This window comes from Leptospira ognonensis, assembly GCF_004770745.1.
Lineage (GTDB): Bacteria > Spirochaetota > Leptospiria > Leptospirales > Leptospiraceae > Leptospira_A > Leptospira_A ognonensis.
Map to the genome: position 1 here is coordinate 65873 of NZ_RQGD01000024.1, position 13748 is coordinate 79620.

Genomic DNA, 13748 nt, shown 5'->3' on the forward strand with positions numbered 1-13748 from the left:
AATTGAATGTGTCCATGACTCGAAATTGGCTACTCACTCTCATCATCCTGCTCATTACTTTTTCGGTGGAGCTTACCGCCCAAACAAAACGTGGGCAAGGCTGGTCACTTTCCTCAGGTATTTACAGCCTGATGATCGCGGGAAGGGAAATGATCAACTCTAAAGATGGTTTCCGATTCCAATCACCTTCTAATTTAACACCTAACCAAGAAATAGATTATTATCTTTCGCTAGGGGAACTTTATCTCCGACGCAAGGATAAGGTGGGAGTTGCTAACATTTTGTATGATCTCCGAATCAAAAAAGGAGATTATGCATTTGCAGATGCAATTTTGACCTCTCTCTGGAAACAGGCTCAGGGTGATGATACGCAGGCAGTAAAAATATTGGATACGTTCATTCAAAAAGAACCAAATACCTATTTTCGAAATTTGGCAAAAAACATGCGAGTGAATCTTTACCAAGAAGGTGAAGATGAAAAGAAAACAATGATTCGTATGGATTGTGTTAAATCAAAGCCTTATTATTCATTATGCAGAGTTTTCAGATTGCAGTACTATATTGATGTCGCAAGCGGGAAAGAGAAAGAGTTACATAAACACTATGTTAACATCATGCGTGTGGCATCTCCCTTTTTCGAAGATCCTCTCCTCGAGTGGATCCCATTATTGGATTGGATAGATCAAGATCTCCCGGCAAAAATGGCGTTTCTTGGACTCATCCGCGAAGCGAATTATTTTCAAGCAATGATCATGGATTTGGAAAGAGTGAGCGACGGTGATGTTTCAGAAAACTCAATTGAACGATATTCTTTCTTTCAGGTACTTGCTGGCGATTATATGGGAGCCGAAGATTCTCTCATACAATACTTGAACATTACCAAAGGGAAAAAATCATCTTTTACAAATCGGATTTATGTAAAATTGGGTGTCCTTGCCTATCTTCAGAAAAATTATAAAAAATCGAACGATTATTACCTGAAACTCGATATTGCCAATTGGTCTACAAATGTCCTCCATCCCATTTTAAACGAGCCTCTCAGCATTACGGGCGCTAAAGATTTGGTCTCCGTTACGATTTGGAAGTTATTGGGAGCCGATCAGGCAATTCGTGCCCTACAAAAAATACAAGATCCAGATAAATTGACGGAGGATGACATTTGGCCTAAACTCCGCCTGGCGCAAATTCTCATTGATCAGAATCCAGAACTTTCATCGAGAATTACGGATGAAATCATTTATATGGCCCAAGGGAAGGGGTGGCGTCGGCTCGAATATGCAGCCACTGTCTTACAAGGGTATACTCAGATTTATCGAAAGGAGTTCCGACGGTCGACCATTGAACTTACAAAGAGCAGGGGGATATTGAATCCGGAAAATGCATTTTATGCTTCCGAATTCATTCGAAATTTTGGATTCGTTTTTGCTCATACGGCCTCCGGCAAGAGAGGTCCCATCAGTGGAAATATACGCGAAGGAATTCATGATTTTCAAAATCAGGTAGTTTATGAAGATTTGTTTTTCATAAGAAACTATCGTCCCATGTCTTTCCCCACCGAACAATTTTTTGAACACTCCATTCAGTTTTTAAAAGACGAATCAGATCATTGGGGATTGCTCGATGTTTTATTCCGACAGGACAGCATTCGGAAAACGTTAAACGATAAAAATCGTCCTCATTCTCTCTCGCAGGTTAAATTTATTGACCAACAGCTAAAATATCTTTCTGGATTTCAATCCCCAAGAGAATCCAAGTTTTTTGATTCCACTTATGTTGATTCACGCAATTCCGAATCTCAGTATCTTTCGAAAATGGAAGAAGAGTCTGTTGTTAAGTCACTTGAAGCTGCGAAACACCCGACAGTTGTTCTTCTACCTCAAAAGGATTCGATTTATATCTTTTTCTATAACCCAAAAGAAAATAAAAAAAATGCACTCACTTGGAAAGAGGTGAGAACTACCCGATTGGAATCAATAGAAGTTACAGAGTCGATAAAGGATTTTTATTTCTTAGTTAAGGATTCGGAGTCGATACAATTTTATATGAACGAAGCGGGATACATTGCTCATAAAAATTTAAAGAAAGATGTGAAAGATAAAGATATATCCTTATTTTATTTTATGTATCCGGCACTCGAGGTAACAAAGCCACAAACGATAGTTACCTGGGACTGTCCCATGACAGAAAACATACAAACTGCGAAAGGGTTCATACCTGTTGATCGTAGCTATTTTGAAGGTTCTAGAATCTTAAAAGATAAAGACCGCCTACATCTTTGGGATTTCCCAAATGAAACCAGAAGGGATGGGAATTTTATGGAATTAACTTGGTCTTGTAAAAATAAATCCGGTTCCTATGAAGAGATTTCAACCGCAAGATTGATCAGGCGCATTGATTACCGGACGGTGCCTAAAACGATCGTGTATTCTGAGAAAGTGCTCGGAAAAGGTCTACCTGACGGATTTTCTTTTCACACTGCTTGGATGCATTTTTGGTTTAAAGCTGGAGTTCGCTCTATCATCTACAGACCCAAATGGTCGTATTCAGACATAAATGCAGGGAACTTCCTCCTTGATCCTGCTTTTTATCGGGAAGAAGGCGTCTTCATCAGCCAGACCCCCCAATAGTCGGGACATAATTCAAAAATTCGCACCTTTGGTGTTTATTTTTCTAAAAATATGGGCTGACATCAACGGAGACCTCTTTTATGTTATCTGTGATTCATCTTCTTTGGAGGAAGTTTTCTACATCCGCAATGGACCCAGACAGTAAAATTTTCGCAGCATTTTTCCCTCTCGCTCCTTCTTCGCATGGTTGTTATTAACCGTGGAATTGATTGGCATTTTTTTAATCTTCCTTCTCGTCTTTGTAAATGGATTTTTCGTAGCTGCTGAATTTTCTATGGTTTCTCTCAGGCCCTCTCGTTTAGAGGAATTGGTGAAAGAGAACCGATCGATGGCCTTGCTCACAAAAAAGGCTGTCTCAAAGCTAGATGACATGCTCTCCGTTTGCCAAGTTGGAATTACGATCGCTTCCCTTTTGCTCGGTTGGATCGGTGAGGAGTATTTTTCGCACATAGTCGCGGGCATGTTCAAACTATTCTCACTAGATGCAGAACCACTAACAATCCATAGTATTTCGATCGGAGTGGCCTTTACGCTAATTACCCTATTTCACGTAATCCTAGGAGAGCTTGTCCCGAAAACATTGGCGATACAAAATACTGAAAGTATTGCCTTGGGTGTCGCTGCTCCAATGTGGCTATTTTATTATTTATTTTTCCCTGTCACCTTTGTCATGAATCGTCTGTCAGGTGGTGTTCTGACTCTATTTCGTTTGCAGCGAACTGGAGATAAATATGTACATTCTGCCGAAGAACTAATGATCATCATTGAGGAACAGCGGAAACAAGGACGTATCGATAATGAAGAGATGCGACTTATACAGAAAACTTTTGATTTTTCGGAACATATTGCACGCGATGTCATGACGCATAGATTATCTATCGTTGGTATCCCACAAGATTCTACGATTGATAAGCTACTTCCGCTGATTGCCGAACATAATTTCTCCAGATATCCGGTATACGATCAAACTTTAGATAAAATTACAGGCATTGTGCATGTTCAAAAATATTTAAAGTGGCAAGCGGAACATACATCTAGCAAGGGTAAGAAGGAAAAAATTACCTCGATTATGCAAAAGGATTTTCCTTTCGTTCCTGATTCTATGTCTATTGAGCGAGTCATGAAGAAGTTACGTGAAAAGAAACAGCATATGGCAATCGTAATCGATGAATATGGTGGCGTCGCAGGTTTATTAACACTAGAAGATATAATCGAAGAGTTTTTTGGCGAGATTCGAGACGAGACAGACACGGATGAGAAAGATACGCCACTCGTTAAACGAGCAAAAACAATTGTATTAGATGGTGAAACGGAAATAGATAGTTTGCGCTATATTTTAGAGGGTGAAGAGCCTGATGATTTAGAAGAGGTAAGGACAATCGCTGGTTTTTTCTTAGATAAAAATGAAGATATGCCCAAAGAAGGAAGTATCATACATATTAAGAAAGGGATTCTTAAAGTAAAAAAAATGGACGGAAATAAAATCGTCTCCATCTCCTTTACGCCGAAAGGAGACATCTTAGCAGAAGAAGATCCTGAGAACGATCGAGATCATACGGAGGATCGTTAGGTGTCGGATAAGGAGATTATCATTGCTGTGACAGGGTCCATCGCCGCCTATAAAACGTGTGACCTAGTTCGTAGCCTTACAAAAAAAAATTATCCAGTAAGGGTGATCATGACTGAAAATGCCACACATTTCGTTGGACGTATAACTTTTGAGGCACTTACTGGGAAACCAGTTAGACTGAATGAATATGATACGGGTATGGCACATATCGAGATCAAAAATCTTGCTTCCGTATTTGCAGTTGTACCTGCCTCTGCGAACATCATTGGCAAAATGGCAAATGGAATCGCCGATGATCTAGTAACTTCAACTTACCTGGCAAATACAAGCCCCGTATTGATCGCTCCATCAATGAATCCTGGAATGTATTTACATAAATCCGTTCAAAGAAATTTGAAGCTATTAAAAGAGGATGGAGTTCACATTGTATCTCCAGAAAAAGGAATCGTTGTTTGTGGAGATGAAGGCTATGGAAAGCTTGCTTCCCTGGATCAAATTGAAGAGGAAATTTTGACCCTTCATAATCTGGCCAAGTAGTATATTTTGAATTCCTTTCGAAAAATCATCATTACATCTGGTCCAACACGTGAATGGCTTGATCCAGTTAGATACATTTCAAATGCATCGTCTGGAAAAATGGGTTATCATATTGCAGAATCGTTCGCTCGAAAAGTAGATGTAGAGATTGTTTATATTCATGGCAATACCCTTGAAAAATATGCAAATGTTCCCAATGTTACCAAAAATATCGCAGTAGATACTACGATACAGTTAAGAGATGTCGTAATCAGTGAAATAACAAATGATACTCTTCTTGTTATGGCTGCCGCTCCTGCTGATTTCCGCCCGATCATGACCGCCAAACATAAAATAAAGAAGGAAAATCAGGAAGGTACAAAAAACGGCTTACTTCTTGAGCTGGAAGAAAATCCTGATGTACTCGTTAGTGTTACAGATCATATACTCGGTAATAATCTTCATAATGTGATGAGAGTGGGTTTTGCAGCCGAAACGCAAGACCTAGATAAAAATGCCAAAGCTAAAATTTTGAAAAAGGGCATAGGATACATTATTGGAAATTACGTAGGTCATAATATCGGATTCGGTGAAATAGATTCCTCTGTGATTATTTATAATGCAGATGGGATCGTAAAAAAAATTGGTCCCTTTCCAAAAGAACTGATTGCAGAACAAATTGTAGAGTTCTTATTGAACATTTGATTTTTCTCCAAACCCGAAAGCGAAATATCCTGCCAGTAAAATGAGTCCAAAGCTAACTAAATAATTCCAACGAACGCGTTCACCCAATATAAAGACGGCAAATCCCATAAAGACAATGATTGTGATGATCTCTTGGATGATTTTGAGTTGAAAACCTTCCATTTTATAATGTATGTAGCCGATTCGATTTGCGGGAACCATGAGCACGTATTCGAAGAAAGCCAAACCCCAGGAAAACATTATGACGTAAAAAAGGTTATTTGTTTTTGCGAACTTTAAATGCCCATACCAGGCAAAAGTCATGAATAGATTGGAGAAAATGAGAAGTAAAATTGTCAGCATGAGAACAATTTCCTGACTTCGTTTCAGAAATTCAATTCCAATGAAAAAGAATTCGGAAAATTCAAGTTTTCTATAGAAACTGTTAAAATGAGCGAACATTGGGATGAACTACAAAATAATTTAGAACAGATTCGTGAAAAAAACCTTTTTCGGGAGTGCTTACAAAGAGACGAAATTGATTTTTGTTCCAATGATTATCTCGGCTTAGCAAACTCGCCAGAACTCATCCAACTGTTTTCACGAAATGTACTTCAAAGTTCCACAGGATCAACAGCCTCGCGATTAGTGAGAGGACATCGGAAATCGATGTCAGACTTTGAAGCTAAGTTTTCTAATTTTGTCCATTCGGAAAATTCCTTGTTAGTCGCAAATGGTTATGTGGCAAATATGGGTTTGATTGATACGATTGCCGATTCACAAACATATATTTTTACGGACAGACTCAATCACGCTTCGATTTTAGATGGGATAAGGATATCCGGGGCACAAAAAAAATACTATAATCACTTAGATTTAGATCATTTAGAATCTCAATTGATAAAGTTGGAAGCAAACTCTAGCCAGACGAACAAGAAACGGATTATCGTTTCGGAAACTCTTTTCAGTATGGACGGAGACTCTCCTGATTTAAAAAAATTAATTGAGATCAAAAGAAAAAACAAATGTGTTCTTATATTGGATGAAGCGCATGCATTAGGTGTTTTTGGCAAGAATGGTAGAGGATTATGCTTTGAAACATTAACAGAAGAAGATGTTGATGAAATAGATTATCGTGTCTATACCCTCGGTAAAGCTCTAGGTTTAGAGGGTGGTATTATTGCAACTTCGAATATTGGTAGAGATTATTTGGTCAATCGAATGCGTGCATTTATTTTTAGCACGGCACCAATCCCGGCGATATCTTTGACAGCGATAGGCGCATTGGATATGTTAGCTGCCGCAGATGATAAGAGATACCATTTGCACAAAATAGCAAAGTTGTTTAAAGACAGACTGATTGCCGAAGGATTTCAAATTTCTCCCACTACCTCGCATATAGTTCCTGTACTGATGCCTTCCGAAAGGGAGGCTCTATCTTTTTCTGAAGCTTTGAAAAAAAGAGGTTTCGATATTCGTGCGATTCGACCTCCGACAGTTCCAAATTCTCGACTTCGGATCAGCCTAAATGCAGAGATGAGCATTTCGATGATTGAAAGTTTGGTTCTTGCATTGGTTGCAACAAGGCAGGAAATAAGTGGGCAGAAAGACGAATAAATCTGCCATAAATTTTATGTTGGCTGGCGCCAAAAGGGAACCTGAGTTATGTGGTCAATGCGGAGAACGGGTCGCCCTCAGATCCACACCCCCCACCCAAAACAGGGCGGGGGATTTAAAATCCGCGCGCGAAAATTATTCCCGGTTTTCCCATGCCCTGATCCTACTTTGAAGTTCTGAAAGATCTGTTTTTCCCTTATTAGTTTCGTTTTGTATCATGATTTTACGATTCTTTCTGAAATACAAAAAAATTCCAGTTAGTCCCAAAAGACCAAATAGAAATAAAGTACCGTTGATCCAAGTGGAATCGGGTTTGGCTAGAATTTTATCACCGAAGCCATAAACCAGAGAATCAACCATTCCTTGATTGCCCTCTTTCTGAAAGTGTAGAACAATGGAATCATTTAAGATAGCCTCACCAAACCCATGTTCCATTTTGAAAATAATTTCATCACCTGGCATGCCATCTTTAATGCGATTTTCTATAAAGTTTTTTAAGTATGCTGAGGCGGTACACATATTGAAAGAGCATGATTGAATCGGAAGGCTAGGCAAACAGATACATCTAATCTTTGATGTAACATCTAGAAATATCTCAATGTGATTTGGATCTTTTAATGTAGTGGTTGTACTTTGCGCAAGAAGGCGGTTACTTATAAGCAATGCTCCAAAAAGAAGTATGTGAAAAAGTGAATTTCTTAAGAAAATTCTTATTCTCATACAAGTGCTTCCGATTTCTTGGATTTACGTTCACCGATAGGCAGGAGCAAAAATAATCCTGTAATAAAATATAGACCCGACCCTATCCAGATTAATTTTACTAAAGGGTTGATCCATATTTCAAGATTTGCCACTATTTGTTTTGGAAATTGCAGGTAGAGGGAAAGCTTTTCAGCCTGGGTGCTTCCCGTAAAATAATAATTCATAAACATCAAAGGAAGATCGGGATTTTCAGAACTCATATCTGCTTTCTCGATGGCACCAAGCTGGATGTAAAAATCCTCCTTAGGCAAAGACAGTATAGCAGGTTCACTTGTCGGAATGTGTGTTTCAAAATCGCCCGTTAGGTGGGAGATTTGTGGATAGAATCTTCTTTCTGTTACTAGTTCCGCTTCTTTATTCGTGCCTCTATAAATCGCATACGTTCCTTCCTGAGAAACAATTACGTTTTGTATATTTGGAGTTGTACCAGCACCCGCTATCAAAACAGGCTTAATCTTAAGTGTAGATGCCTCTATTTGGTATCCACCTAATATTCCCTTATCAATGGATGAATAAACGATTTCTTCAGAAGTGGGTGGTGTTAACTCGTAATAAAATTTTATCGATGTATTCTGTTTAAATGCATTTCCTGCGTAACCGATAAATATCAATACTAAAGAAAAATGCACCAAATATCCGCCATATCTGCGTTTGTTTTTGATGAGCAGATTAAATGCCGCAAGCGGATAACTTTCCTCAGGGTTTTGCTCTTTTCTCGCTTTGGTCCCTCTGTAGTATTCTTGAAATATTCCAGCCAAGGTGAAGATCCCAATCCCTACCGTGAGCACGGAGTAAACTTCTGAGAGTAGATCTCCATACCCTGCACTTGGTTTTGTATACACTTGCGAATAAAAAAGAATATATGCTATTGCCCCAAATATGCCGGCTAGGAAAGGTTTTAACAATGTAGCAAAGAAGACGCTTCCCGCTCCTTTTCGCCAGGCAAGAAGGGGCGCAGATCCCATGAGCAATAATAAGAAAATTCCTGCTGGGACCCCCCAAGAATTGAACCAAGGTGCTTTGAATTCTTTTCCATATAAAAGTGGAGAAAAAACACCGAGAAGGATGGCAGCCGTTGAGAGAACGAGTAAAAAATTGTTTAGTAAAAAACTTCCTTCTTTTGATGTGATGGCTTCTAAATTTCTTTCTGGGCTTAGGCTTTTTTTTCTATAAATGACAAAACCAGTAAAGAAAAGGAAACTTGCAATGATGTAACAGATGAAAGGCGTCCCAATGGTTGATTTTGAAAAACTATGGGGGCCTTCTAATACACCAGATCTAGTGATCCAAGTACCTAAAAGACTAAAATGAAATGCTAAAATTACGAGCAACATGTTCCAAAACTTGAGCATCCCTCTCCGTTCTTGAATGACTACAGAGTGGACAAAGGCAGAAGTAAGGAGCCAAGGCATAAGGGAGGCATTTTCAACAGGATCCCATGCCCAATAACCACCCCAACCTAACTCTTCATAGGCCCACTTTGAACCAAGTAAAATGCCAGTTCCGAGAAAGAACCAGGAAAATAGAGTCCATTTACGAATGAATTTCATCCAATCTTCTGACAACTGTCCTGATACTAGAGCTGACATGGCAATGGCAAAAGGAATGGATATGCTAACATAACCGATATAAAGAATCGGAGGGTGAATGATCATAGCCCAATGTTGTAATAACGGGTTCAGACCTCGTCCAGCAACTGCTTCAGGTTGAAATTCTCTGAAGGGTTGCGCATCACCGTAAAAAACTGCTAGAAAACTAAAGAATCCAGATAACACGGCTAATATGATGTTCATGACAGGGATTCGATCTTGTATCGACTTTCTTGTTTGCCATAGCACGATAAACGTAAACAGATTGAGAATTAAATTCCAAAATAACAAGGAACCAGATGATCCTGACCAAATGGAAGTCATCTTATAAAATAGCGGTAAGTGTTCGCTTGAATGCATCACCACATAATGATTACTATAGTCGGATCGCATCAATTGTGTCAGTAAAACTAAAAAGGCTAGAGAGATGACCGCGGGATTTGTCATCAAAGCCAAACGACCAATTTCAATTCCTTTTCTATCTCCTTTGATCATCCCATAGGTAGTCTGGATTATCGAAAATAAAAGTACTGCGAGAGAGGATGCGAGAAGTATGGTTCCTAAATTATTCATTTTTCTTCCGCATACCCTGCTTCATATTTTGAGGCACATTTTGCCTCAACATGACTTGCAACAAGAATTCCCTTCTCAAATTTTCCATCCACTCGAGCCCTTGCTCCTTCCTTGAAGGCATCTGGCAGAAGGGTATCTCCAGTAAAATAAACGGGTATAGCTTTATCATTGAATTCCAATGTGAACCTAGCTTTTTTGCCTTCCCGAATGAGAGAACCAACCTTTACAAAACCCCGAACTCTCAGGTTTTGATCCGCATACTTTGCCGAACTAGCCGCGAGTTCAGACGCGTCCAGAAGCAAAAAGGACGTCTCCGTGGATGAAAAGTAGGCAATTCCCCCCAGTGAGGCACCTATGACGACGAGAAGCGCGATAAATTTTGTATTCATACCAATCTTTAGACGAAATTCAATCGTCTTCCTTCAGGCTTCCAAAAGTACAAACCTGAGTCAAGTCCAACCTGCGATTTTATTGGATGCGGAATCCCAGTTTTAAGAATGTCTGATACAAAGTGCAAGCCAAGCTAGGAACGACTCTTAGGCTCGGGATGTTTATCTTTTTGACATAATCGATCCATTAAAAAACCTGAAAGTCCTCGGATGAAAACTAAAATTACCTCACGTCTCCTCCAGCTCTTTGCATTGTATCTTTTTTTCACGAGTGCTTATGCGATCACAGGCAATGTAATCATAGTAAGAACCGGTGCTATCACGCTGGGTAAAGTTGTGTCCTCTTATAAAGAGTTCGATTATACGACGCAAACAAGAGGTAAAAGTTATGGTACCTCTCATTACATCCAAAGGCCCATTATCAAATACAACATCAATGGTGAAACATTTGAAGTTGTTGGACAAATCAAGGGTGAAGTGGGAGATGAGTACCAAATAGGGCAAGAAGTTGAATTATATTATTCAATAGATAATCCTAGTTACTCGAAGATCAATTCTTTTTGGGAGTTTTGGTATGAACCAATCAGGAATCTATGTTTTAGTATTTTAATCTTTTTGTTCGGGACAAACTTATCACTTATTCTAAGTAAGGTGAGGTCCAGGTTTTTATAGTATGAGAAAACAGATTAAATCAAAAATCATCGCTGTCTGCGATCAGAAAATTAACGCCAAAGGACCGAATGTAGGGTTATCGTTTTACGCTTTTTTTTCCAATCGCAACGATGAACCCGAACTTCTCATGGAAGTCGCGCAATGGTGGATACTCACTCATAGGTTAGATCATTTTGAAAAGGCCACAAAGATTAAAAAATTGATTAAAGATAGCCTTTAATTCTATACGCGAATATCCCAACCCATTCCTTAATGGCAAGGCTTGTGATTTCAAGATAACTTGGGGATGGGATCCAAAGTTCAAGTGCTGGGTTTGTAAACGAAGGTGTTTTATAATCGGTGGGAAAGTTTATGAAATCCAATCCCTCTTTTTGAAACAAGGCTTCGGCGCGCTTCATATGGAACGCGGATGTAACAAGTATCATTTTTGAAAGGTGGTTGGTTTTTATAATGTTAGCCGAGGCAACAGCATTGTCCCTCGTATTCCGAGATTCACGCTCAAGAAGGAGGTCGGACTTTGGAACTCCTAATCCAAGTATGATTTTTTCGGCAAGATCTGCTTCTCGTATTTCACCAGCAAATAGCGAACCAGACCCACCAGTGAATAATATTTTTTTAGCTTTTTTTGCTTTGTAGATTCTAACAGCATCCACCAAACGGTCGCTTGCATCTGTTAATTCTGGCCTACCAGGATGAATAGCAAGTGTGTGTATCATTCCACCCAATACAACCACGACATCAACTTCAGGTAGAGTTTCAATTTCTATAGGAGGATAATTTTTTTCGAGTGATGCGACAAGTTTTGCGGCTATGAATGCGTTTGAAAAAAAATATAAAAATAGAAGTAGGGAACTAAAAATGAATTTTGATCTTCGGTCCTTTACTTTTAGTAGGGCGTAAATTCCCAATAAAAAAAAGAGGGAGAAGGGATAGATAAAAATCGAGAGAACTTTAGAAAAGAAAAAGAAGATAGGGTCCATGCATCAAAAGGAAAAGAGGGAAGGATTCTGGCAAGAGTACCTCAACATTTCGCTCTTCTTTTCTTCTTACGGATGCTGCTCCTCGGAATATCCCGCAACTTCAACGTATATCCAGAACAAGAGAGTGATTTTCGTCTCAAATTTTGGTGATTCGTCGGCTGATTCGGTTAAAAATCTATGGAATTAGGTTTTTTTAGTTCCAGAACCATGGCGATTCGCGTATGCTAGCAAGAAAAAAGGATGGTGAGCATGTTACGAAAGCTCCTAACATTATTCGTATTTATTGCCTGCATTTGCTTTCTTTCTGCGAATTTATTTGCCGAAGGCCCAGCGACCACAGGTCAACCGACAGTACAAGAAGACACAGGTCACTCCTCACATGATGCAGCAGCACATGCTGAGTTACCATTTTGGTCCGTGATTCCGTTTGTCGCAATCTTGCTTTCGATCGCAATTCTGCCCATTGCCTCACACAAAACAGAGCATTGGTGGGAAAATAACAATAACAAATTGATGGTTGCGGTCGGACTTGGAGCGATCTCGTTTATCGTGCTTCTCGTTTATGGTTATGGCCATGCCATTTTTCATACCGTCGTCTTCGATTATGTGCCTTTTATCATCCTACTAGCCTCTCTTTTTTATATCTCAGGTGGTATCGTGATCAAGGGGGATATTCAGGCCACTCCTCTCAATAACTCGATATACCTTTTCATTGGAGCATCCCTCGCGTCTTTTATTGGAACGACAGGTGCTTCCATGTTACTCATCAGACCATTATTGAAAACGAATAGTGAACGTAAGTATGTGGTTCATACAGTTGTATTTTTCATTTTTCTCGTATCAAACATCGGTGGTTCGCTCACTCCACTTGGTGACCCTCCCTTATTTTTAGGTTATCTAAAGGGTGTTCCATTTACTTGGACCTTTGGTCTCTTACCAGAAATGCTTTTTGCAGCGGTCATTTTGCTTACTGTTTATTTTGTTTGGGATACAATTGCGTATAAAAAGGAAACTAAAAAAGATATAAAAAAAGACATTCAATCTGCAGTTCCTTTTTCCATCGGTGGACAGGTAAACTTCGTTTGGTTGTTTGGTGTAATTCTCTCTGTTGCGTTTTTGAATAGCAATTACATTCCAGCGATCAAAGCCAATCCATTTCTTGGATTTATACGAGAAGCAGTGTTACTCGGTCTGATTGCAGCATCGAAGTATACTTCCAAAGCAGAATTTAGAAAGTTTAATAACTTTACGCTGCATCCGATACAAGAAGTTGCCTATTTGTTTATCGGTATTTTCATCACCATGATTCCTGCACTCGTTCTTCTCGAGGCTCATGGAAAAGAGTTGGGTGTGACATCAGATTGGCATTTCTATTGGGCAGCGGGAATTTTTTCTTCTGTCCTTGATAATGCTCCCACCTATCTAACTTTCGGTTCTTTAGCGGCAGGTCTTTCTGGTCTCACGACTGAAAACTTCTATTATTTTGCGACACACACGACTCCAGATGCGATCGAACAGTTGAAGGCACTTTCTACTTTCACGCAACCTCAGTTAGAAGGATTACTAAAAGCAATTTCGGTCGGGGCTGTATTTATGGGTGCGAACACTTACATTGGTAATGCACCTAACTTTATGGTGAAGTCAGTCGCTGAAGAAAACAAAGTAAAGATGCCTTCGTTCGGTGGTTACTTAGCTTATTCTATGGGAGTATTAATTCCTGTATTTATACTGATTACTTTCGTATTTTTCGTTTAGATTGCTTTTTGGTG

13 protein-coding genes are annotated in these 13748 nt (G+C 39.3%); 8 read left to right on the forward strand and 5 right to left on the reverse strand.

The window, feature by feature from the left end; all coding sequences use genetic code 11:
• Nucleotides 1–14: 14 nt before the first annotated feature.
• The 4 genes from EHQ58_RS08820 to EHQ58_RS08835 all read left to right on the forward strand — a co-directional run bounded on the left by EHQ58_RS08820 (nucleotide 15) and on the right by EHQ58_RS08835 (nucleotide 5418).
• Nucleotides 15–2627 (forward strand): hypothetical protein, encoded by a 2613-nt coding sequence (locus EHQ58_RS08820; protein ID WP_135623526.1) that lies wholly within the window; start codon nucleotides 15–17, stop codon nucleotides 2625–2627.
• Between the two features lie 199 nt (nucleotides 2628–2826).
• On the forward strand, nucleotides 2827–4197 hold the full coding sequence (locus tag EHQ58_RS08825; RefSeq protein ID WP_135623527.1) for a hemolysin family protein: 1371 nt from the start codon (nucleotides 2827–2829) through the stop codon (nucleotides 4195–4197).
• Nucleotides 4198–4734: a phosphopantothenoylcysteine decarboxylase gene (locus EHQ58_RS08830; RefSeq protein WP_135623528.1), complete on the forward strand. Its 537-nt coding sequence runs from the start codon at nucleotides 4198–4200 to the stop codon at nucleotides 4732–4734.
• A 6-nt stretch (nucleotides 4735–4740) separates the two neighbouring features.
• Nucleotides 4741–5418, forward strand: coding sequence for a phosphopantothenoylcysteine decarboxylase domain-containing protein (locus EHQ58_RS08835; protein ID WP_135623529.1), 678 nt, complete (start codon nucleotides 4741–4743; stop codon nucleotides 5416–5418).
• Here the strand turns inward: EHQ58_RS08835 and EHQ58_RS08840 are convergent.
• Nucleotides 5404–5760, reverse strand: a complete 357-nt coding sequence (locus EHQ58_RS08840; protein ID WP_135623530.1) for a DMT family protein — start codon at nucleotides 5758–5760, stop codon at nucleotides 5404–5406. The genes EHQ58_RS08835 and EHQ58_RS08840 overlap by 15 nt on opposite strands.
• A gap of 87 nt (nucleotides 5761–5847) precedes the next feature.
• Here EHQ58_RS08840 and EHQ58_RS08845 point away from each other — a divergent pair, with 87 nt between their 5' ends.
• A complete protein-coding gene (locus EHQ58_RS08845; protein ID WP_135623531.1) occupies nucleotides 5848–7014 on the forward strand; it encodes an aminotransferase class I/II-fold pyridoxal phosphate-dependent enzyme in 1167 nt (388 codons plus the stop codon).
• Between the two features lie 135 nt (nucleotides 7015–7149).
• On the opposite strand, the gene EHQ58_RS08850 is transcribed toward EHQ58_RS08845, so the two are convergent.
• Genes EHQ58_RS08850 through EHQ58_RS08860 form a run of 3 tightly spaced genes read right to left on the reverse strand, consistent with a single transcriptional unit; the run spans nucleotide 7150 to nucleotide 10327 of the window.
• Complete coding sequence (locus EHQ58_RS08850; RefSeq protein ID WP_135623532.1) at nucleotides 7150–7734, reverse strand: cytochrome c-type biogenesis protein; 585 nt, start codon at nucleotides 7732–7734, stop codon at nucleotides 7150–7152.
• Nucleotides 7731–9938 carry a heme lyase CcmF/NrfE family subunit gene (locus tag EHQ58_RS08855; protein ID WP_135623533.1) on the reverse strand — a complete coding sequence of 736 codons (2208 nt, stop codon included), beginning with the start codon at nucleotides 9936–9938 and terminating at the stop codon, nucleotides 7731–7733. The genes EHQ58_RS08850 and EHQ58_RS08855 overlap by 4 nt, the downstream gene beginning before the upstream one ends.
• On the reverse strand, nucleotides 9935–10327 hold the full coding sequence (locus EHQ58_RS08860) for a cytochrome c maturation protein CcmE domain-containing protein (RefSeq protein WP_135623534.1): 393 nt from the start codon (nucleotides 10325–10327) through the stop codon (nucleotides 9935–9937). Before EHQ58_RS08860 ends, EHQ58_RS08855 begins: the two co-directional genes overlap by 4 nt.
• Before the next feature lie 210 nt (nucleotides 10328–10537).
• Here EHQ58_RS08860 and EHQ58_RS08865 point away from each other — a divergent pair, with 210 nt between their 5' ends.
• Entirely contained in the window at nucleotides 10538–10999 is a 462-nt protein-coding gene (locus EHQ58_RS08865) for a DUF3592 domain-containing protein (protein ID WP_135623535.1), read from the forward strand.
• A gap of 1 nt (nucleotide 11000) precedes the next feature.
• Nucleotides 11001–11219 carry a DUF6500 family protein gene (locus tag EHQ58_RS08870; protein WP_135623536.1) on the forward strand — a complete coding sequence of 73 codons (219 nt, stop codon included), beginning with the start codon at nucleotides 11001–11003 and terminating at the stop codon, nucleotides 11217–11219.
• On the opposite strand, the gene EHQ58_RS08875 is transcribed toward EHQ58_RS08870, so the two are convergent.
• Entirely contained in the window at nucleotides 11203–11979 is a 777-nt protein-coding gene (locus EHQ58_RS08875; protein WP_135623537.1) for a YdcF family protein, read from the reverse strand. The genes EHQ58_RS08870 and EHQ58_RS08875 overlap by 17 nt on opposite strands.
• Before the next feature lie 249 nt (nucleotides 11980–12228).
• On the opposite strand from EHQ58_RS08875, the gene EHQ58_RS08880 reads away from it, so the two are divergent.
• A complete protein-coding gene (locus EHQ58_RS08880) occupies nucleotides 12229–13734 on the forward strand; it encodes a sodium:proton antiporter (RefSeq protein ID WP_135623538.1) in 1506 nt (501 codons plus the stop codon).
• The last annotated feature ends 14 nt before the right edge of the window (nucleotides 13735–13748 follow it).

What these genes read in the sequence shown, in the direction of transcription:
- EHQ58_RS08820 (WP_135623526.1), top strand. Translation starts at nt 15, where the DNA reads ATGACTCGAAATTGGCTACTCACTCTCATCATCCTGCTCATTACTTTT.
- EHQ58_RS08850 (WP_135623532.1), bottom strand. Translation starts at nt 7,734, where the DNA reads ATGAGAATAAGAATTTTCTTAAGAAATTCACTTTTTCACATACTTCTT.
- EHQ58_RS08860 (WP_135623534.1), bottom strand. Translation starts at nt 10,327, where the DNA reads ATGAATACAAAATTTATCGCGCTTCTCGTCGTCATAGGTGCCTCACTG.
- EHQ58_RS08865 (WP_135623535.1), top strand. Translation starts at nt 10,538, where the DNA reads ATGAAAACTAAAATTACCTCACGTCTCCTCCAGCTCTTTGCATTGTAT.
- EHQ58_RS08880 (WP_135623538.1), top strand. Translation starts at nt 12,229, where the DNA reads ATGTTACGAAAGCTCCTAACATTATTCGTATTTATTGCCTGCATTTGC.
- EHQ58_RS08855 (WP_135623533.1), bottom strand. Translation starts at nt 9,938, where the DNA reads ATGAATAATTTAGGAACCATACTTCTCGCATCCTCTCTCGCAGTACTT.
- EHQ58_RS08875 (WP_135623537.1), bottom strand. Translation starts at nt 11,979, where the DNA reads ATGGACCCTATCTTCTTTTTCTTTTCTAAAGTTCTCTCGATTTTTATC.
- EHQ58_RS08845 (WP_135623531.1), top strand. Translation starts at nt 5,848, where the DNA reads ATGAGCGAACATTGGGATGAACTACAAAATAATTTAGAACAGATTCGT.
- EHQ58_RS08840 (WP_135623530.1), bottom strand. Translation starts at nt 5,760, where the DNA reads ATGCTGACAATTTTACTTCTCATTTTCTCCAATCTATTCATGACTTTT.
- EHQ58_RS08870 (WP_135623536.1), top strand. Translation starts at nt 11,001, where the DNA reads ATGAGAAAACAGATTAAATCAAAAATCATCGCTGTCTGCGATCAGAAA.